This is a genomic window from Tsukamurella ocularis, assembly GCF_024807615.1.
GTDB lineage: Bacteria > Actinomycetota > Actinomycetes > Mycobacteriales > Mycobacteriaceae > Tsukamurella > Tsukamurella ocularis.
In genome coordinates, this window is the sequence record NZ_JANUCJ010000002.1 from 855,264 (window position 1) to 873,809 (window position 18,546).

Below are 18,546 nucleotides of genomic sequence, written 5' to 3' on the forward strand. Positions count from 1 at the left end.
TCAGCGGGCGACGGGCCCTTCCGAAGCAGTGCGCCGGGCGGGCGGATGGGCCAGACTGAGGACATGACCTCGCTCGCTGATCTGGCCGTGACCCTCAAGTCCCTGCACCGCAAGGGCGATCCCGTCGTCCTGCCCACCACTTGGGACGCCTGGTCCGCGAACACCGCGGTCACGGCGGGCTTCGCCGCTCTCACCGTCGGCTCGCACCCGATGGCCGATTCGATCGGCCGCCCCGACGGCGAGGGCATGAGCTTCGAGGAGGCGCTGACCCGCGTCGCGCAGATCACCTCGTCCGTCGATGTTCCCGTGTCCGTCGACATCGAGTCGGGCTACGGGCAGTCAGCCGAACGGATCATCGAGGGCCTCCTCGGTGCCGGCGCGGTGGGCCTGAACATCGAGGACACGGTGCACTCCGAGGGCGGCCGGTTCCGCGACGCGCAGGAGCACGCCGACCTGGTCGCCGCGCTGCGCGCCGCCTCCGACGCTGCGGGCGTGCACGTCGTGATCAACGCCCGCACCGACATCTTCAAGAACCAGGTGGGCGAGGCGGAGGATCGCGTAGAGCGCGCCATCGCGCGGATGCAGCTGTGCGTCGGCGCGGGCGCCGATTCGCTGTACCCGGTCGCGTTCCACGACGCGGCCACGCTCCGTCACCTCGCGGACGCTCTGCCGCTCCCGGTGAACGCGATCGCGAATCCCGCGACCGACGATCTGGCCGCCCTCGCCGCTGCCGGCGCGGGCCGGATCAGCTTCGGCCCGATCTGGCAGATGGCGCTCACCGAACGCTCGAACGAACTGCTCGCGCGCTGGCGCTGATCCTCATGCCTCGCGCGACGCCCTGGCCACGACGAGTGCCAGGGCGTCGTTGACGCACCGGCGATGAACCGGGCCGCGTGACCGGTCAGCGCCGCAGGGGGCGCTACCGCGTACCGTCGGGCACCCAGGCGGAGCCCCGCTCCCGATCGAGGTACGTCTCGGACTTGTTGTGCAGGAAGAAGATGTACACGAAGAGCGAAATCGCGATGGTGATCGTGACATAGGCGATGAACCAGGGCACGTGGCCGGACTTCTTGGCAGCCTCGTAGATCAGCGGCGCGGTGCCGCCGAAGATCGAGTTGGCGAGGGCGTAGCCGATGCCCACCCCCAGGGCACGCACGTGCGAGGGGAACAGCTCCGCCTTCACCAGCGCGTTGATCGACGTGTAGCCCGTGATGATGATGTAGCCGGCGCACACCATCGCGAGCGACCCGATCGCGACGTGGATGTTCGGCAGGAACGTGATGAGGAAGTACGTGTAGAAGACGCCGCCCACGCCGAAGAAGATCAGCATCGGCTTGCGGCCGATCCGGTCGCTGATCGTGCCGCCGATCGGCTGGATGAGCATGAGGAAGATCAGGCCGATCAGATTCACCCACGTCGCCGTCAGCGCGTGATCGGTGTAGGCCGTCTTGACGATCGCCGGGGCGTTGACGCTGTAGACGTAGAAGGCGAGCGTGCCGCCCATCGTGACGAGGAAGCACAGCACCAGCTGTTGCCAGTAACCGGTGAGCAGCTCGCGCATGGTGCCGGAACTGGTGTCCTCGCCGTCGCGGATCGCGGCGAGCTGCTGCTCCGAGAGGGACTCGTCCATCGTGCGCCGCAGCCAGAAGACGACGATCGCCGCGATGCCGCCGACGAAGAACGCGATGCGCCAGCCGAAGTCGGACACCTGCGCCTTGGAGAAGATCCCCAGGAGCACGAGCAGCATGAACTGTGCGAGCACGTGCCCGCCGACGAGCGTGACGTACTGGAACGAGGAGAAGAAGCCTCGGCGCTCGCGGGTGGCCGCCTCCGACATGTACGTCGCCGAGGTGCCGTACTCGCCGCCCGTCGCGAAGCCCTGCACCAGGCGGCACACGATGAGGATCACCGCGGCCGCCATGCCGATCGTCTCGCGGCCGGGGACGATCGCGATGACGAACGAGCACGCGGCCATCAGCGAGACGCTCATCGTGAGCGCCGCCCGCCTGCCCTTGCGGTCGGCGTACCGGCCGAAGAACCACGAACCGACGGGTCGCATCAGGAAGGTGACGGCGAAGATCGCGTAGACGTAGACGGTCGAGTTCTTATCGGCCTTGTCGAAGAACTGGCTCTCGAAGTAGGTCGCGAACACCGTGTAGACGTAGACGTCGTACCACTCGACCAGGTTGCCGCTCGATCCGCGCAGCGTGTTCCAGATCGCCCGGCGGGTCTCCGCCCGCGACGAGACGGGCTTCGTCGCAATGGATTCCGTCATGATGCCTTCCGTCCTAGACCTCGTCGGCGGAGCGGCCCGTGCTCCGATGGCCGAGGGCGGCCACCGTGATCATCAGGGCGAGCATCGCCGCCGCGACCACCGCGAACACCCACACGCTGCCACGCTCGTCGAGAATCGGAAGCAGAACGAACGGAAGAAACGCGGTCACCAGCTTCGACAGCGAGTAGGCGGCGCCGGCGGCCGTCCCGCGGATCGCCGTGGGGTAGGAGTCCGCGAGATAGACGTGGTACGCGTTGGAGAACAGGTTCGACGAGACCGTGTAGAGGAACCCGGCGAGCACGATCTGCACCGGACTGGCGGCGAAGCCGAACCACAGGCCGAAGACGGCCATCAGGCCCGCCGAGCCGATCACCAGGTACCGGCGCTCGATCCGCTCGACGATCGGCACCGCGAGCGCGGCGCCCAGCGGGTAGCCGATGTAGGACAGCGCCACGAACAGCAGCGAGGTCTGGATCGAGTAGCCCTTGGCGAGCAGGACCAGCGGCGCGATGGTGCCGAATCCGTAGTACCCGAAGACCTCCAGTGCGGAGACGATCCACAGCATGACGGTCCGCCGTCGGTACGGCGGGCGGAACAGGGCGCGGATGGTGATCGCGTGGGACCTCACCGGGCGGAGGGCCGCGTCCGGTTCGGCGAGCACGTTCCCCTCCTTCACCGCCTGCGCCTCCATCCGACGGACGATGGCGTCGGCCTCGTCGTAGCGCCCCTGTGCCTCCAACCACCGGGGCGACTCGGGCAGGCCCCGTCGGACCAGCCACACCAGCAACGACCCGAGTGCGCCGAAAACGAACAGCAGCCGCCACCCCTGCACCTCCACTCCACCGAGATCGAAAGCCTGCGGGGTGAGCCAGCGCGCGGCGAACCCGACAACCGGGACGCCGAGGAAGGACACCACGTACGCGAGCGAGATGTACTTGCCGCGCACGTTCTTCGGCAGGATGTCCGAGAGGTAGGAATCGGCGAGCGCGAACTCGCCGCCGATGCCGATCCCGGCGACGAACCGAGTGACGACGAGGAACGCGGCGTTGGGGCTGAACGCGCCCGCGAGCGACATCGCCGAGTAGAGCGCCAGGTTGATCATGAACGCGGTGCGGCGCCCGTAGCGGTCCGCGAGGCGGCCCATGAACAGGGCGCCGATGAACTGGCCGATGAACGCGGATGCCAGCAGCACTTTGAGTTCGTCCTGCCCGAGTGCGAAGTCCTTCTTGAGCACGGTCGCGATGGTCGCGGCGAGGAAGTTCTCGTACTGGTCGAAGAACAGGCCCAGCCCGATGACGCCGACAGCGGCGAAGTGCAGCCGGGTCATCGGCAGCCGGTCCAGGCGCGCCGCGATCGACGGTGCCTGCGTGGTCTCGGTGGTCATCGTCGAAATATACTTCGGTAAACGAATACAGTGGTGTCGGGGCGGTGACCGCCAGGCGAATGGGCGGTGCGATACCGCACGCGAGCGCCCGAGGTGGAGTTGAATCTCCCGAGTGATCGTCGATTGCGCCCACTACCTGGGCGGCGCCCGGCAGGCCGAGGAGACCCTCGCCCCGCTGGACGCCGCGCGCCTGTGCACCGAGGACGGCTTCGTGTGGCTCGGCCTGTTCGAGCCGACCCCCGGGGAGATGGAGTCCGTCCGCGAGGCCTTCGACCTGCACGAGCTCGCCGTCGAGGACGCGCAGGACTATCACCTCAGACCCAAAGTCGAGGACTTCGAGGCCTCGGTGAAGTTGGTGATCCTTCGGACCGCGCGCTACGACGACGCCCGCGAGGAGGTCGACTTCGGCGAGATCAGCGTCTTCGTCGCGAAGAATTTCGTCATCACCGTGCGGCAGGGCGTCGCGAGTGAGCTGCATCAGGCCCGGGCTCGGCTCGAGCAGAAGCCGGAGCTCCTCGCGCTCGGCACCGACGCGGTGCTGTGGGCGATCCTCGATCAGGTCGTCGACGGTTACGAGCCCGTCGTCGCCGGCCTGGAGCACGACATCGAGCAGATCGAGGCGACGGTCTTCTCCGGCGCCGTCGCGCCCACGGAGCGGATCTACCTCCTCCGGCGCGAGGTGACGAACTTCTACCGCGCCGCCCACCCGCTGCTCGCCGTGGTCACCACGGTGGGCAAAGGCCTCGGCGAGGAACGCCTCTCCCCCTACCTCCGCGACGTCTACGACCGGCTGCAACTCGTCAACGAGGAGGTTTCCGCGCAGCGCGACCTGCTCGGCACCATCCTGCAGGCGAACATCGCCGTCGTCTCGGTGCAGCAGGCGCACTCGGCGGCGCGACAGAGCTCGACCATCGAGCGGCTCACCGTCCTCTCCACCATCTTCCTCCCGCTGACCTTCGTCACCGGCTTCTTCGGGCAGAACTTCGGCTGGCTCGTCGACCACATCGGCGGGCCCTGGCAGTTCCTGATCTTCGGCGTCTGCGGCCTGTTCGTGCCGCTCATCGCCCTGCGCCTGTGGCTGCGCCGCAAGGAGTCGATGCCCGAGAATCCACTGGGCGCCGCCGACTGACCCGAGCGACGTAGCCTGGACGGGTGCGCACTGCGATGCCAGCCTGGGAGCCCGCGGAGGCCACCGCGCAGGACCCGGACTACGCCGAGCGGCTCGACCGGGCCCGCGCTCTGCTCCGCGGCCGGCGGATCGTCGCCCTGACCGGCGCGGGAATCTCCACCGCGTCGGGCATTCCCGACTACCGCAGCCCCGGGGCGCCCCGTCGGAACCCGATGACGATCCAGCAGTTCCTCGGCTCACCCGAGTTCCGGCGGCGGTACTGGGCCCGCAACCACCTCGGCTGGCGCCACATGGACGCCGCGCTGCCCAACCCCGCGCATCGGTCCCTGGCGGCGCTCCCCGGCATCAGCGGGATCATCACACAGAACGTGGACCTGCTGCACCTCAAGGCCGGCTCGCGCGGCGTCATCGACCTGCACGGCAACTACGCTCAGGTGCGCTGCCTGAGCTGTGAGAACCGGATCAGCCGGCATCGCCTGCACGCGGAGCTCGAGCCGCTCAACGCGGGCTTCGCCGCGCGCATCGCCGACCGCGGCGCGGTCGAGGTCGCGCCCGACGCCGACGTCGTGGTCGAGGACACGACGGACTTCACCATGGTCGACTGTGGCACCTGCGGCGGCATCCTCAAACCCGACATCGTCTACTTCGGAGAGTCCGTACCCAAGCCGCGCGTCGCGCGTGCCTTCGCCATGGTCGACGATGCCGATGCCCTGCTCGTACTCGGCAGTTCGCTCACCGTGATGTCGGGGCTGCGGTTCGTACGGCACGCGCACAAACAGGGCAAGCCCGTCATCATCGTCAACCGCGGACGCACGCGGGGCGACGGGCTGGCCGACGTCACCGTCGACGTGGACGTCGCGACGGCGCTGCACCGCCTCGTCGCCCCCTGAACCCCTGCACCGACCGAGAGGACATCCCGTGAGCACCGCCGCCGACCTGCCGCTCGAGGACCGCGCCCGCCTGTTGACAGGCGCCGACTTCTGGACCACCGCCGCAGCCCCGGGCGTCCCGTCGATCGTGCTGACCGACGGCCCGCACGGCGTGCGACGCCAGGTGGGCGCGTCGGATCACCTGGGACTCAACGCCTCCGCGCCCGCGACCTGCTTCCCGCCGGCGGTCGCCGTGGGATCGAGTTGGAATCCGGGCCTGGCGCGGCGCATCGGCGGGGCGGTCGCGGCGGAGGCGCGGGCGCTCGGCGTCGCCGTGGTGCTCGGCCCCGGTGTCAACATCAAACGGCATCCGCTGTGCGGCCGCAACTTCGAGTACTTCTCCGAGGATCCGCTGCTGGCCGGCGCACTGGGCGCCGCCCAGGTGCAGGGCCTGCAGGACGGCGGCGCGGGCGCGTCGGTCAAGCATTTCGCCCTGAACAACCAGGAGACGGAGCGCATGCGGGTCAGCGTCGACGCAGACCCGCGCACCGTCCGCGAGATCTACCTGCCCGCGTTCGAGCGGATCGTCAAGGACGCGGACCCCGCAACGGTCATGTGCTCGTACAACCGCATCGACGGCGTCTACGCCTCGGAGAACCCCTGGCTGCTCACGACGGTGCTCCGGGACGAGTGGGGCTACGACGGGCTCGTCGTCTCCGACTGGGGCGCCGTGCACGACCCCGTCGCCGCGGTGCGCGCCGGGCTCGACCTGGAGATGCCGCACGGCCCGAACAGCGCGGCGCGGATCGTCGCAGCGGTCGAGTCCGGCGAGCTCGACGAGGCCGTCGTCACGCGCGCGGCGCAGCGCGTGATCGACCTGAAGCGCTGGGCACCGTCGGACGACGAGCCCGCGGCGGACCTCGACGCGCACCACGCCCTCGCGCGGGACGCCGCGGCGGAGTGCGCCGTCCTGCTGCGCAACAAGAACGGCGCGCTCCCCCTCGGTCCCGCGTCGGGGTCGGTCGCCGTGATCGGCGAGCTGGCCCGCACCTCGCGCTACCAGGGCGGCGGCTCCAGCCACATCAACGCCACCCGCGTCGACGTCCCGTTCGACGAGATCACATCGCGCGGTGCCGATCTGGGCGTCGTGGTGGAGTTCGCGGCGGGCTACGCGATCGAGGACGGCGGGGACGACGACGCGCTCCGCGCCGAGGCGGTCGCGGCGGCCGCGCAGTCCGGGACGGCCGTGGTCTTCGCCGGACTCACCGAGGCCGAGGAGTCCGAGGGCTTCGACCGGCGGGATCTCGCGATCGACCCGCGGCAGGTCGAACTGCTCCGCGCCGTCGCCGCCGCGGCGCCGCGCACCGTCGTCGTGCTGGTCGGCGGCGGCGTGATCGACCTCGAGCCCTGGCACGACGAGGTGGATGCGATCCTCGAGGCCTTCCTCCTCGGACAGGGCGGCGGCGCGGCGATCGCCGACCTCCTGTTCGGCCTCGCGGCACCGTCGGGCCGGCTCGCGGAGTCGATCCCGCACCGACTGGAGGAGACGCCGGCGTTCGGGACCTTCCCCGGCGAGCTGGGCACCGTGCGCTACGGCGAGGGCATGCTCGTGGGCTACCGCTGGTACACCACGCGGGGCATCGCACCGCGGTACGCGTTCGGGCACGGCCTCGGCTACACCACCTTCGCGGTCGACGACCTTGCCGTGCGAGCCACCGGGCCTGACAGCGCGACCGCCACGGTCCGCGTCACGAACACCGGCGACCGCGCCGGCAGTCACGTGGTGCAGCTGTACGTGGGCGGCGGACCCGGCCCGGTCTTCCGACCGCGCCGGTCGCTGGCCGCCTTCGACAAGGTTGCGCTCGAGCCCGGCGCCTCGACGACGGTGACGCTCGACCTGCCGCGGCGCGCCTTCGCCCACTGGGACGCGTCGCGCGGCGAGTGGATCGTCTCGCCCGGCGACTACCTGATCGAAGTGGGCCGCAGCAGCGCGGACATCGACGCGGACGTCGCGCTCACGCTCAGCGGGGACGTACTCGCCCAGCGGCTGGACATGGACTCGACGATCTCGGAGTGGGCCGCGCACCCCGTCGCGGGCGAGGGCTTCCGCGCGACGCTGGCGGGGGCGGCGGGCGGCATGCCCGTCGACCAGCTCCTGGAGCTCGCCGGATCCATGCCGATCGGGAAGGCCCTCGACATGCTGCCCGGCGAGGCCGGCGACGAGGCACGGTCCCGGCTGCAGGTAGCGATCGCCGCGCAGTGACCGCGCTGCTCAGAGCGGATCCGACGGTGCCGCACCCCCGGGCGTCGTAGCGTTGCCGGTATGACGATCGGCGGCGAGGCACTGTTCCGGCACGAACTGGGCGGTGTGTTGCGGCGTCGTCGCCAGGAGCGGGGCGAGCGGTTGGCCGACACCGCGGCGCGGGCGGGGATCTCGCCGCAGTACCTCTCCGAGATCGAGCGCGGCCTCAAGGACCCGTCGAGCGAGATGCTGGCGGCGATCGCCGGGGCGCTCGGCACCGGCGTCGGGGCGGTCGCCGTCGAGGTGGGCCGCCGACTCGGTGCCGCCCGCCCGGTGCTGCGCCTCGATCGCACCGCGCGGCCGGCGGCGGGCCCCGTCTCCCCCGAGCCCGCCGCCCCCGCTCCGCGCCTGTTGACGCTGGCGGCCTGAGCCGTCAGGCCTCCTCGATCACCTCGTCGATCAGCCCGTAGTCGACGGCCGCCTCGGCGGTGAAGACGCGGTCGTGGTCCGTATCGGCGCGCAGTTCCTCGGGCGTCCGCCCCGTGTGCCGGGCCAGCACCCGCTCCATCTGTGCGCGGACACGGATCACCTCGTCGGCCTGGAGGATCAGGTCCGGGATGGTGCCGCGGCCCTGCGCGGAGGGCTGGTGCAGCACCACCCGCGCGTGCGGCAGCGCCATCCTGCGCCCAGGCGCGCCGCCTGCGAGGAGGAGCGCGCCGACGGCGACCGCCTGCCCGACGCACGTGGTCGCCACCGTCGGGCGGATGTAGCGCAGGGTGTCGTAGATCGCCAGCGCCGCACTGGGATCGCCGCCCTCGCAGTTGATGTACAGCTGGATCTCGCCGTCGCCGTCGGAGGCGAGGAAGAGCAGCTGCGCGACGATCGCGTTCGCGACGCCCGCATCGATCGCGGTGCCGAGGTAGACGACGCGCTCGGAGAGCAGGTGCGAGTAGACGTCGGTGATCCGCTCGCCGTTCGGGCGACGGTCGATGACGTTGGGGATCGTGTAGGTGCTCATCGAGTGGCTCCCGTCAGGTCGAAGCCGGCCCGGCGCCGGCCCGGCACCACGGTGTCGAAGGACTCGACGATCTCGTCGATGAAGCCGTACTCGCGGGCCTGCTCTGCCGTGTACCAGCGGTCGTGCAGCGAGTCCTCGAAGATCTGCTCCAGGGGCCGGCAAGTATCGTCGGCGATCAGGCCGAGGACGGTGTCGCGGGTGTGCCGCAGGTCGCCGGCCTGCAGCTCGATATCGACCGCCGTGCCGCCGATGCCCGCCGAGCCCTGGTGCATGAGAACTCGGGCGTGCGGCAGCGCGCGACGCTTGCCGGGCGTGCCGGCGGAGAGCAGGAACTGTCCGGCGCTGTAGGCGATGCCCAGGACCAGTGTGGAGACGTCGCACGGCACGAGCCGCATCACGTCGCGGATCGCGAGCATCGACGGGACGGAGCCGCCCGGCGAGTGGATCCACAGCGCGATGTCGGCCGAGCTCGTGGACGCGAGCGAGAGGATCTGGGTGGCGAGCAGGGAGCCGTTGTCGTCGTCGAGCGGACCGTCGAGGACGACGACGCGGCGGTCGTAGAGCTCGCGGCGCACCCGTTCGGTGAAATGCGGGATCTTCGGGTTTTCACTCATGCGCCCATCGTGGCGCCGAACCCCTCCCCCGGACAGACGAATCCGCCTGGGGCGGAACCGCTCACGGCAGCTCCGCTCCAGGCGGATCGGTCGGGACCGGGTCAGCCGGCGGCGTACGCGGGCTCGCTCCGGAAGCGGGAGACGCGGCCGTCGATGCCGAGCGCGCGCCACAGCACGCGCGAGACCGGGTTCATCAGCTTCGTCTTATCGGCCAGGAGCCGCACGTCGCCGAAGACCTCGCGCTTCATCGCCTGCGACTCGGGCGAGCGCCAGTACATCTCCTTCCACACCTCCCGGGGGATCTCGAAGCGCTTGCGGAACGCGCGGGGCGGCACCGCGATCGCGGTGAGCAGCGACCGCATCACGATCGGCAGCGCCAGCGAGAGCAGGAAGCGCGGGAAGGCGCCGCGCGTGGGGATGCGGTGCTCCAATAGCTGATGCGCGAAGGAGATGTGCCGCGCCTCCTCCGCCACGTGGAGCTGCATGACCGCGGTCATCGTCGGATGCTGCTCGATCCCCGAACGCAGGAACTGCTTCTGCACGTGGTCGATCGGCTCCTCGCCGCCGAGCACGCCCATGTAGAAGATCATCGGGAAGGTGGTTGCGGCCAGCGGGATGATCGGCGACAGGCGGCGGAACCACAGCGGGCCGCCCGGGACGTCCATCCCGATCCGGTTGACGAACTCCTGGAACATCAGCGTGTGCTGGCACTCCTCCTTCGCCTCGTGCGTGGCGTAGCGGAACTCCGGCGAGTTGTTCGGCTGCATCGCGGTGTACTGCATGATGCCGCGGATCAGCACCGACTCGAACTGCAGACCGACCTTGGCCACGTTCGCCTGGCGCCACATGCCCATCTCGATCTGCTTCGAGCGCGGCTGCGACTGATACCACTCGGTGCGGCCGATCGGGTCGAATCGGGAGTCGAGGATCCACCGCGGGTCGTCCGGCGTGACCGCCAGCTCAGGCGAGTCCCAGTCGATGTCGACGTACGGATCGAAGTTGCGCTGAACGGAGGCCTCGGAGAGGTCGTGCAGGGTCTGCTCGTACTCCGCCTGCCCCGGGAAGGGGCGGCCGCGGGTGCGGCCCATGTGGGTGATGTGCAGTGCCACGACGGACTCCTCCTGCTGGGCTGACACAGTTCTCACTAAAACGTACCACGATGATGGACAATTCCTACCTGTCTGTATGAATGTCCTGGTCGCACCTGTAGGGTCGCCCGTGATCACCCGGGGCACCGGATCCCACGTGTTCGCTGTTGCTCGCCCAGACCGGAGGCCTCCATGACCACCATCCACCACACCGCGACCGCGTCGGTACCGCTGAGCACCGCGTTCGCGCACGTCGCGGACTACCGGACCGTACCGCAGTGGTTCTTCGGCATCAGCAGGTTCGTGCCGCAGGGTGAGAAGGACTACGGCCTCGGCGCGACCTACGACTCTGCGGTGAGGATCGGTCCGAAGGAGATCGGCTCCGTCGTCGAGGTCACCGAGTTCGAGGAGGGCCGCCTGATCACGCTCACCTCCATCGCTGGCTTCAAGACCACGTCGCGCTGGACGTTCAGCGCCGTCGGCGACGCCGCCACGGAGCTCGCGGTCGAGTTCACCTACGAGTTGCCCGGCGGCCTCGCGGGGAAGGCACTCGGCATGATCATCGAGCCCTTCGCCGTGCAAGCCGTGAAGGCCTCCGAGGCCGCGCTCCGCCGCGACCTCGAGCGCGCTCAGGTCTGACGATCGACGCCTGCGGGCGTCAGCGCACAGGCACCAGGTCGTCCGCGTGGACGACCGGCCGCCGCAGGCCCTCCGGGAGGTCCGTGGTGTCGCGGCCGAGCATCGTCTCGAGTTCGGTGTGGTCGTAGGCCGCCACTCCGCGGGCCCGCACGGTCCCCTGCAGGTCGCGCAGGTTCACCACGTCGCCGCCGGAAAAGGTGCCACTGACCGCTGTCACGCCGGCGGGGAGCAGCGAGCGACGCCGGTCCACCACCGCGGCGACGGCACCGTCGTCCAGCGTCAGATCGCCGTGCACGTCGGCCGCGTGCCGCACCCAGAACCGCCGCGCCGACAGACGTACGGCTCGGGGCCGGAAGACGGTCCCCACATCGGCACCGTCGAGCGCACGGTCGGCGAGCGCGGCGGCGGTGAGCAGCACGGGGACGCCGGCGTCCGCCGCCAGGCGCGCCGCCGAGAGCTTCGAGGCCATGCCGCCCGTGCCGAGCGCGCCGCCGGAGCCCGCGACGACGCCGTCCAGGTCCTCGGGGCCGTCGACGGCGGCGATCAGCGACGCCTCCCCCTTGCGGGGGTCACCGTCGTAGAGCCCGTCGACGTCCGACAGCAGGACCAGCGCGTCGGCGCCGGTCAGGTGCGCGACGAGGGCCGCGAGCCGGTCGTTGTCGCCGAAGCGGACCTCGTTCGAGGCGACCACGTCGTTCTCGTTGATGATCGGCACGGCGCCCAGCGTGCGCAGCCGGTCCAGCGTGCGCTGCGCGTTCGCGGCGTGCACGCGCAGGCCGATGTCGTGCGCGGTGAGCAGTACCAGGGAGACGATGCGCTCGTACCGCCGGAACGAGGCGCCCCACGCGTTCGCGAGCTGCAACTGCCCCACGGAGGCGACGGCCTGCTTGGTGGCCAGATCCGTCGGGCGGCGCTTGAGGCCCAGCGGGGCCATGCCGGCGCCGATCGCCCCGGACGAGACCACGATGACCTCGGTCCCCCGGTCGAGCCGCGCGACGATGGCGTCGGTGAGCGCGTCCAGCCGGTCGGAGGCCAGCCCGTGCTCCAGGTCGGTCAGCGCGGAACTGCCGATCTTCACGACCAGCTTGCGGGCGCCCGCGACCGCGGCGCGCATGTCGCCGGCGAGGAGATCACCGGCCGCGGGCGCCGCCGTCATTCGTCGTCCTCGTCGTCGCTCGCGAGGCCGCGGCGCACGTCGTGCTGGTGGCGTCGCTCGGCCGCGCCCACGCGCTCGTTCTGCTCGAGACGGATGTCGGTGCCGCGGCCGGTGACGGGCACGTCGTCGATGGTGCCCAGCGAGGGCTCCCAGTTGAAGCACACGTCGCCGATCGTGACGGGGCAGCCGGGCTCCGCACCAAGCTTGATGAGCTCCTTCTCGACCCCGAGCCGGTTGAGCCGGTCGGCGAGGAAGCCGACGGCCTCGTCGTTGTCGAACGGGGTCTGCTTGATCCATCGCTCCGGCCGCGGGCCGCGCACGATGAAGCCGCCCGGCTGATCCGGATCGGAGATGACCTCGAAGCCGGACTCGTCGATCGCGATGGGCCGGATCACGGGGCGCCGCGCGACAGGGGTGCCGAGCTCGGCGCGGTACTTCTGTACGAGGTCGGCGAGGGCGAAGGTCAGCTCGCGCAGGCCGGTGTGGGCGACCGCGGAGATCACGAAGACGGGCCAGCCCCGCGCCTCGAACTCGGGGCGCACCATCTCGGCGAGCTCCTCGGCGTCGGGCACGTCGGCCTTGTTGAGCACCACGATGCGCGGGCGCTCGGACAGCTCGCCCAGGCCGGTGTCGGCGGCCAGCGCCGGCTGGTAGGCGGCCAGCTCGGCCTCCAGCGCGTCGACGTCGCTGACCGGGTCGCGGCCCGGTTCCAGGGTCGCGCAGTCCACGACGTGAGCGAGCACCGCGCAGCGCTCGAGGTGGCGCAGGAAGTCCAGGCCGAGGCCGCGGCCCGTCGAGGCGCCGGGGATGAGTCCGGGCACGTCGGCGATGGTGAAGGTGGTCTCCCCCGCCGAAACGACGCCGAGGTTGGGGGCGAGGGTGGTGAAGGGATAGTCGGCGATCTTCGGCTTCGCGGCCGACAACACCGAGACCAGCGAGGACTTGCCCGCGGACGGGAAGCCGACGAGGCCGACATCGGCAACGGACTTGAGCTCGAGCACCAGGTCGCGGGCCTGGCCCTCCTCGCCGAGGAGGGCGAAGCCGGGGGCCTTGCGAGCCTTGGAGACGAGCGCGGCGTTGCCGCGGCCGCCGCGGCCACCCTGCGCGGCGTCGAAGCGGGTACCGGCGCCTACGAGGTCGGCCAGCATCTTCCCGTCCGTGTCGAGCACGACGGTGCCGTCCGGCACCTTGAGCACGATGTCCTGACCGGACTTGCCCTCGCGGTTACCGCCCTCGCCGGGCTTGCCGTTCGTCGCCTTGAGGTGCGGGCGGAAGTGGAAGTCGAGCAGGGTGTGCACCTGCGGATCGACCTCGAGGACCACGGAGCCGCCGCGGCCGCCGTTGCCGCCGTCGGGGCCGCCGAGCGGCTTGAACTTCTCGCGGTGGATCGAGGCGCAGCCGTGGCCACCGTTACCGGCCGTGACGTGCACCGTCACCCGGTCGACGAACCTGGACATGGGAAACCTCTTTCTACCTGTGTGCCCTGCGCCGGTGGGCGCGGGGCGGAAAAGCCGAAGGCGGGCGGGTCACCTGATGGAGACCACACCCGCCTTCGAAAAGACTCGTACTGCCGCTGCGGGACTAGGCCTCCACAGCGACCGGCACGATGTTGACCGTCTTGCGGCCACGCTTCGTGCCGAACTCCACCGCACCCGCGGCGAGGGCGAACAGGGTGTCGTCGCCGCCACGGCCGACGAGGACGCCGGGGTGGAAGTGGGTGCCGCGCTGGCGGACCAGGATCTCACCGGCGCTGACCTTCTGGCCACCGAACCGCTTGACGCCCAGTCGCTGGGCGTTGGAATCACGACCGTTGCGCGAGCTGGACGCGCCCTTCTTGTGTGCCATCTGGCTACTCCTGTACTAGGGGTGTTCGTTGTCTGGGTTCGCCGGTCAGGCGATCGCGGTCACCTTGACGACCGTCAGCTTCTGCCGGTGGCCCTGACGCTTGTGGTAGCCGGTCTTGTTCTTGAACTTGTGGATCCGGATCTTCGGGCCCTTGACCTGATCCACGACCTCGCCGGTCACGGAGATCTTCTCCAGCGCCGCGGCGTCGGTGGTGAGGTTCGCGCCGTCGACGACCAGAGCGACGGGCAGCTGAACGCTGCTGCCGACCTCACCGTCGATCTTCTCGACCTTCACCAGGTCGCCGACGGCGACCTTGTACTGCTTGCCGCCGGTCTTGACGATCGCATACGTGGCCATCTTCGGACTTACCTCTTCTTACACATCTCGTAGTTCAGCGCGCGCCAGGTGCGCGGCTCGTATCACGCGGGTACTCCGGAACACGCACGCACGAGCGCGCCGCCGGAAAAGCGACCTTCCCAGGTTACGGGAAGGCCGGCAACAGGGTCAAACCGGCTGGTCCGCCTTGTCAGCACCGTCACTCCCGGCACCACCGGCCGCGGGGCCGGCAGGGCGGGCGGCGGCCCGTCGACGGGCCCGCTTGCGCGCGGGCTCCGCCACCGAGGCACCAGCACCGTCGGCCGCGGTGGCCGCGACCGCCGGAGCGTCGGGCGCGGGGGCCGCGATGTCGACGACGATCGTCTGCGGTGCCGCGGACGTGGTGGTGGGCGCCTTGCGCGCCACCCGCCGACGCCGGGGCGCCGACGGTGCCGCCGCCTCGGCCGGCTTCTCGGTCACGGTCTCGACCGGTGCTGTGGCCGCGGCAGCCAGAGGCGCGTCCGCGACGGCCTCGACCACCTGCTCCACGGCCGCCCGCTCGACGGTCGCGGTCTCGGCCGGCGCCTCGGCGAAGTCGGCCCCCTCCGCGGGCGCCTCGTCGCCGTGGTGCGCGGCCATCGCCCGGAACATGGGGTGCTCGCCCTTGTGCACGGCGGGCTCCCTCGCCGGCGCCGGCGGTGCCGGCGGCGTCGACGGGGCCTGTGCGGCACCGTCGGACTTGGTGCGCTTGCGCTTCTTACGGCCGGAACCCTCCGCCCGATCGCCCGAGCGGCCGCCGTCCTCGCCGCCGCCCGACGACTCGACGGGCGCATCGTGGACGATGATGCCGCGGCCCGAACAGGCCTGGCACGGCGTGGAGAAGGCCTCGACGAGGCCCGTGCCGATCCGCTTGCGGGTCATCTGCACCAGGCCGAGCGAGGTGACCTCGGAGACCTGGTGGCGGGTGCGGTCGCGGCCGAGCGCCTCGGTGAGGCGGCGCAGCACGAGGTCGCGGTTGGACTCGAGGACCATGTCGATGAAGTCGACGACGATCATGCCGCCGATGTCGCGCAGCCGCATCTGCCGCACGATCTCCTCGGCCGCCTCGAGGTTGTTCCGGGTGACGGTCTCCTCGAGGTTGCCGCCCGCGCCGGTGAACTTGCCGGTGTTGACGTCGACGACCGTCATGGCCTCGGTGCGGTCGATGACCAGCGTGCCGCCCGACGGCAGCCAGACCTTGCGGTCCATCGCCTTGGCGAGCTGCTCGTCGATGCGGTAGGTCGCGAAGACGTCCGGCGCATCGGCGTGGGCCTTGTCGAACTTCTCCACGCGGGGCAGCAGGTCGGGCGCGACGGTGGAGACGTACTTCTCCACGGTGTCCCAGGCGCGGCCGCCCTCGATGACGAGCTTGCTGAAGTCCTCGTTGAACAGATCGCGCACGACCTTGACCAAGAGGTCCGGCTCCTCGTAGAGCGCCTTGACGCCCTTCTGCGAGGAGGCCTCGTCGATCTCCACCCACTGGGCCTGCAGCCGCGCCACGTCGCCCGCGAGCTCCTCGGCACTGACGCCCTCGGACGCGGTGCGAATGATCACGCCGGCATCGGCCGGGACGATCTCCTTGAGAATCTCCTTGAGGCGCTTGCGCTCGGTGTCGGGCAGCTTGCGCGAGATGCCCGCGGAGCCGCCGCCGGGCACGTAGACCAGGAAGCGGCCCGCGAGGGAGATCTGCGTGGTCAGGCGAGCGCCCTTGTGCCCGACCGGGTCCTTCGACACCTGGACCAGCACCTGATCGCCGGGCTTGAGGGCCTGCTCGATCTTGCGGGCGTTGCCGTCCAGGCCGGCAGCGTCCCAGTTGACCTCGCCGGCGTACAGGACGCCGTTGCGGCCGCGGCCGATATCGACGAACGCCGCCTCCATCGAGGGCAGCACGTTCTGCACGCGGCCCAGGTAGATGTTGCCGACCATCGACGCCGAGCTCGACGACGTGACGAAGTGCTCCACCAGCACGCCGTCCTCGAGGACGGCGACCTGGGTGTAGTCCTGCGGGTGCGGCACGGTGTGGCCGTCCTGGCCCTCCGACGGGCCGACGCCGGTGCGCTCGCGCACGACCATCACGCGGTCGACGGCCTCGCGGCGAGCGAGGAACTCCGACTCGGTGAGGATCGGGGGGCGGCGGCGCACGGTGTCGCGGCCGTCGCGGCGGCGCTGGCGCTTGGCCTCGAGGCGGGTCGAGCCGCTGATGCCGCGCACCTCGTCGCGCCGCTGCCGCTGCCGCGGCTCGCGCTCGTGCACCACGGTGTTGGGCGGGTCGTCGGACGGGGTCGCCTCCGCGCCGTCCTCCCCCGTGCCGCGGCGCCGGCGACGACGGCGACGACGGCGCGAGCCGCCGTCGGTCACGTCCTCGACGTCGTCCCCGTCGGCATCGTCCGAGGCGTCCTCGGTCTTCTCGCCGTCGGCCTGCTCGGTCTCGGCCTGGTCTGCGTCGGCCTTGGGGGCGCCGCTCCCGGCGGGCACCTCGGTCTGCTCGCCGTCCTCGGACTCCTGGCCGTCCTGCTCGTCGGCGTTCTCCCCGCGGCCACGGCCGCGGCCCCGGCGTCCGCGGCGGCGACGACGGTTGCCGGCGGCCTCGTCGTCGTTCTGCTCGGTCGACGGTGCTGCGTCGGTCGCCTCGGCCTCGGCTTCGACGGCCTCAGGCTGCTCCGCCTCCGAGGTCGCGCTCGCCTCAGACCGCTCAGGCGCGGTCGAGGTCGTCTCGGCCTCGGGCTTCTCCGCCTCGGGGGCCGGGACGGCGTCTTTCTTGGCGGCGCGCGCCTTCCGCGGCGCCTGCTCGACCTGCTCGGGCTGCAGGAACAGCGGCACGTTCGCGTCGAAAGACGCCGGCGACTGCTCGACCACGGGCTCGGCGGCCGCGGCAGCCGAGAACAGCGAGGGCACGCTGCCCACCGCGGTCGGCTCCGGGGCGGACTCCGCGACGTCCGGAGTCACGGAGGCGTCGGCCTCCGCCGATTCCGTGCCACCCGCGCCCTCGGCGATACGATCGCGCACCCGCTCAGCGGCGCTGCGGTCGATGCTCGAGTGCGCACTGCGCGCGACGAAGCCCAGCTCACCGAGGTGTGCGAGCACCTCCTTGCTGGTGAGGCCCAGCAGACGCGCCAGCGCGTGGACGCGCAGCTTCTGCGGGAACTCCTCCCGAGCTTCGTTGTTCTGTTCTTCCGGCGACGTGTTGTCGGCCACTCAATATCTCCTACCGACCCCCGGGCGCGATCACTGCTGGTCGCGGCCACGCGGGGGCGTGTCATGTGGTGCGGGCGAAGGAATTCTCCTACCGCCCCACGTTTGTCAAGGTCTGCACGTGTCTCGTGCGTGGCGCACGCTGGCTCGACATTCTGTGAGCCAGCCGGGCCGGTCGGTGCTGCGCGGTTGCGCGCGCCGACGTGCGTCCGACGTCAGTATCCCACACGCCACAGGCAGTGCGGAAAAGTATCGGGCCCGCGCCGCGCGGTGTCGCGCGGGCGGGCCCGTGGGATCAGGGGTGTGGAACAGGTTCTCGCAGGTCAGGCGAGACCGGGGAACCAGAGGGCGATCTCGCGCGCGGCGGACTCGGGCGAGTCGGAGCCGTGCACCAGGTTCTCCTGGGTCTCCAGGCCGAAGTCGCCGCGGATGGTGCCGGGCACAGCCTTCTCCACCGGATCTGTGCCGCCGGCGAGCTGGCGGAACGCGGCGATCGCCCGCGGGCCCTCCAGCACTGCGGCCACCACGGGCCCGGAGGTGATGAACTCGAGCAGGGAGCCGAAGAATGGCTTCTCCTTGTGCTCGGCGTAGTGGCCCTCGGCCACCTCGGTCGAGACGTGCTTGAGCTCGAGGGCCGCGATCGTGAGGCCCTTCCGCTCGATACGCGCCAGGATCTCCCCGGAGAGGCCGCGCCGCACGCCGTCGGGCTTGATGAGAATCAGAGTCCGCTCAGTCACGGGC

At 70.9% G+C, this 18,546-nt stretch carries 17 protein-coding genes; 6 read left to right on the forward strand and 11 right to left on the reverse strand.

The window, feature by feature from the left end; all coding sequences use genetic code 11:
• The first annotated feature begins 63 nt into the window (after positions 1–63).
• The gene (locus HNP44_RS10185) at positions 64–816 is read left to right on the forward strand and encodes an isocitrate lyase/PEP mutase family protein (protein ID WP_259139784.1); all 753 of its coding nucleotides are present in this window, start codon (positions 64–66) and stop codon (positions 814–816) included.
• A gap of 103 nt (positions 817–919) precedes the next feature.
• On the opposite strand, the gene HNP44_RS10190 is transcribed toward HNP44_RS10185, so the two are convergent.
• Both HNP44_RS10190 and HNP44_RS10195 read right to left on the reverse strand, forming a co-directional pair.
• A complete protein-coding gene (locus HNP44_RS10190; RefSeq protein WP_259139782.1) occupies positions 920–2,275 on the reverse strand; it encodes an MFS transporter in 1,356 nt (451 codons plus the stop codon).
• A gap of 13 nt (positions 2,276–2,288) precedes the next feature.
• Positions 2,289–3,659 (reverse strand): MFS transporter, encoded by a 1,371-nt coding sequence (locus HNP44_RS10195; protein WP_259139780.1) that lies wholly within the window; start codon positions 3,657–3,659, stop codon positions 2,289–2,291.
• 112 nt (positions 3,660–3,771) lie between these two features.
• On the opposite strand from HNP44_RS10195, the gene HNP44_RS10200 reads away from it, so the two are divergent.
• From HNP44_RS10200 to HNP44_RS10215, 4 genes are read left to right on the forward strand one after another with little or no spacing between them, the layout of a single operon-like run.
• Positions 3,772–4,788, forward strand: a complete 1,017-nt coding sequence (locus tag HNP44_RS10200; protein WP_259139778.1) for a magnesium and cobalt transport protein CorA — start codon at positions 3,772–3,774, stop codon at positions 4,786–4,788.
• 35 nt (positions 4,789–4,823) lie between these two features.
• The gene (locus tag HNP44_RS10205) at positions 4,824–5,678 is read left to right on the forward strand and encodes a Sir2 family NAD-dependent protein deacetylase (protein WP_259140259.1); all 855 of its coding nucleotides are present in this window, start codon (positions 4,824–4,826) and stop codon (positions 5,676–5,678) included.
• Between the two features lie 28 nt (positions 5,679–5,706).
• Positions 5,707–7,920, forward strand: coding sequence for a glycoside hydrolase family 3 C-terminal domain-containing protein (locus tag HNP44_RS10210; protein ID WP_259139777.1), 2,214 nt, complete (start codon positions 5,707–5,709; stop codon positions 7,918–7,920).
• A 60-nt stretch (positions 7,921–7,980) separates the two neighbouring features.
• Positions 7,981–8,328, forward strand: a complete 348-nt coding sequence (locus tag HNP44_RS10215; protein ID WP_259139776.1) for a helix-turn-helix domain-containing protein — start codon at positions 7,981–7,983, stop codon at positions 8,326–8,328.
• Between the two features lie 4 nt (positions 8,329–8,332).
• Here the strand turns inward: HNP44_RS10215 and HNP44_RS10220 are convergent, their stop codons facing one another.
• The 3 genes from HNP44_RS10220 to HNP44_RS10230 all read right to left on the reverse strand — a co-directional run bounded on the left by HNP44_RS10220 (position 8,333) and on the right by HNP44_RS10230 (position 10,619).
• A complete protein-coding gene (locus HNP44_RS10220; RefSeq protein ID WP_259139774.1) occupies positions 8,333–8,917 on the reverse strand; it encodes a ClpP family protease in 585 nt (194 codons plus the stop codon).
• Complete coding sequence (locus tag HNP44_RS10225; protein ID WP_259139773.1) at positions 8,914–9,531, reverse strand: ClpP family protease; 618 nt, start codon at positions 9,529–9,531, stop codon at positions 8,914–8,916. Before HNP44_RS10225 ends, HNP44_RS10220 begins: the two co-directional genes overlap by 4 nt.
• A gap of 101 nt (positions 9,532–9,632) precedes the next feature.
• The gene (locus HNP44_RS10230; RefSeq protein WP_259140258.1) at positions 9,633–10,619 is read right to left on the reverse strand and encodes an AurF N-oxygenase family protein; all 987 of its coding nucleotides are present in this window, start codon (positions 10,617–10,619) and stop codon (positions 9,633–9,635) included.
• A gap of 192 nt (positions 10,620–10,811) precedes the next feature.
• Here HNP44_RS10230 and HNP44_RS10235 point away from each other — a divergent pair, with 192 nt between their 5' ends.
• A complete protein-coding gene (locus tag HNP44_RS10235; protein WP_259139771.1) occupies positions 10,812–11,258 on the forward strand; it encodes an SRPBCC family protein in 447 nt (148 codons plus the stop codon).
• A gap of 19 nt (positions 11,259–11,277) precedes the next feature.
• Here HNP44_RS10235 and proB read toward each other — a convergent pair whose 3' ends face one another.
• The 6 genes from proB to ndk form a co-directional block, all read right to left on the reverse strand.
• Positions 11,278–12,414 (reverse strand): glutamate 5-kinase, encoded by a 1,137-nt coding sequence (proB, locus tag HNP44_RS10240; protein WP_259139770.1) that lies wholly within the window; start codon positions 12,412–12,414, stop codon positions 11,278–11,280.
• On the reverse strand, positions 12,411–13,871 hold the full coding sequence (gene obgE, locus HNP44_RS10245; protein ID WP_259139769.1) for a GTPase ObgE: 1,461 nt from the start codon (positions 13,869–13,871) through the stop codon (positions 12,411–12,413). Before obgE ends, proB begins: the two co-directional genes overlap by 4 nt.
• A gap of 124 nt (positions 13,872–13,995) precedes the next feature.
• Positions 13,996–14,259 carry a 50S ribosomal protein L27 gene (gene rpmA, locus HNP44_RS10250; protein ID WP_224651862.1) on the reverse strand — a complete coding sequence of 88 codons (264 nt, stop codon included), beginning with the start codon at positions 14,257–14,259 and terminating at the stop codon, positions 13,996–13,998.
• Positions 14,260–14,304: 45 nt separating this feature from the next.
• Positions 14,305–14,616, reverse strand: coding sequence for a 50S ribosomal protein L21 (gene rplU, locus HNP44_RS10255; protein ID WP_224651863.1), 312 nt, complete (start codon positions 14,614–14,616; stop codon positions 14,305–14,307).
• Positions 14,617–14,763: 147 nt separating this feature from the next.
• A complete protein-coding gene (locus HNP44_RS10260) occupies positions 14,764–17,808 on the reverse strand; it encodes a ribonuclease E/G (protein WP_259139766.1) in 3,045 nt (1,014 codons plus the stop codon).
• A gap of 320 nt (positions 17,809–18,128) precedes the next feature.
• Entirely contained in the window at positions 18,129–18,542 is a 414-nt protein-coding gene (ndk, locus tag HNP44_RS10265; RefSeq protein ID WP_068524796.1) for a nucleoside-diphosphate kinase, read from the reverse strand.
• Between the last annotated feature and the right edge of the window lie 4 nt (positions 18,543–18,546).

Excerpts from the sequence above, each read along its gene's own strand:
- proB (WP_259139770.1), bottom strand. The coding sequence starts at position 12,414 with ATGACGGCGGCGCCCGCGGCCGGTGATCTCCTCGCCGGCGACATGCGC.
- HNP44_RS10230 (WP_259140258.1), bottom strand. The coding sequence starts at position 10,619 with ATGGGCCGCACCCGCGGCCGCCCCTTCCCGGGGCAGGCGGAGTACGAG.
- rplU (WP_224651863.1), bottom strand. The coding sequence starts at position 14,616 with ATGGCCACGTATGCGATCGTCAAGACCGGCGGCAAGCAGTACAAGGTC.
- HNP44_RS10185 (WP_259139784.1), top strand. The coding sequence starts at position 64 with ATGACCTCGCTCGCTGATCTGGCCGTGACCCTCAAGTCCCTGCACCGC.
- obgE (WP_259139769.1), bottom strand. The coding sequence starts at position 13,871 with ATGTCCAGGTTCGTCGACCGGGTGACGGTGCACGTCACGGCCGGTAAC.
- HNP44_RS10195 (WP_259139780.1), bottom strand. The coding sequence starts at position 3,659 with ATGACCACCGAGACCACGCAGGCACCGTCGATCGCGGCGCGCCTGGAC.
- HNP44_RS10235 (WP_259139771.1), top strand. The coding sequence starts at position 10,812 with ATGACCACCATCCACCACACCGCGACCGCGTCGGTACCGCTGAGCACC.
- HNP44_RS10225 (WP_259139773.1), bottom strand. The coding sequence starts at position 9,531 with ATGAGTGAAAACCCGAAGATCCCGCATTTCACCGAACGGGTGCGCCGC.
- HNP44_RS10215 (WP_259139776.1), top strand. The coding sequence starts at position 7,981 with ATGACGATCGGCGGCGAGGCACTGTTCCGGCACGAACTGGGCGGTGTG.
- HNP44_RS10220 (WP_259139774.1), bottom strand. The coding sequence starts at position 8,917 with ATGAGCACCTACACGATCCCCAACGTCATCGACCGTCGCCCGAACGGC.
- HNP44_RS10205 (WP_259140259.1), top strand. The coding sequence starts at position 4,824 with ATGCCAGCCTGGGAGCCCGCGGAGGCCACCGCGCAGGACCCGGACTAC.
- rpmA (WP_224651862.1), bottom strand. The coding sequence starts at position 14,259 with ATGGCACACAAGAAGGGCGCGTCCAGCTCGCGCAACGGTCGTGATTCC.
- HNP44_RS10190 (WP_259139782.1), bottom strand. The coding sequence starts at position 2,275 with ATGACGGAATCCATTGCGACGAAGCCCGTCTCGTCGCGGGCGGAGACC.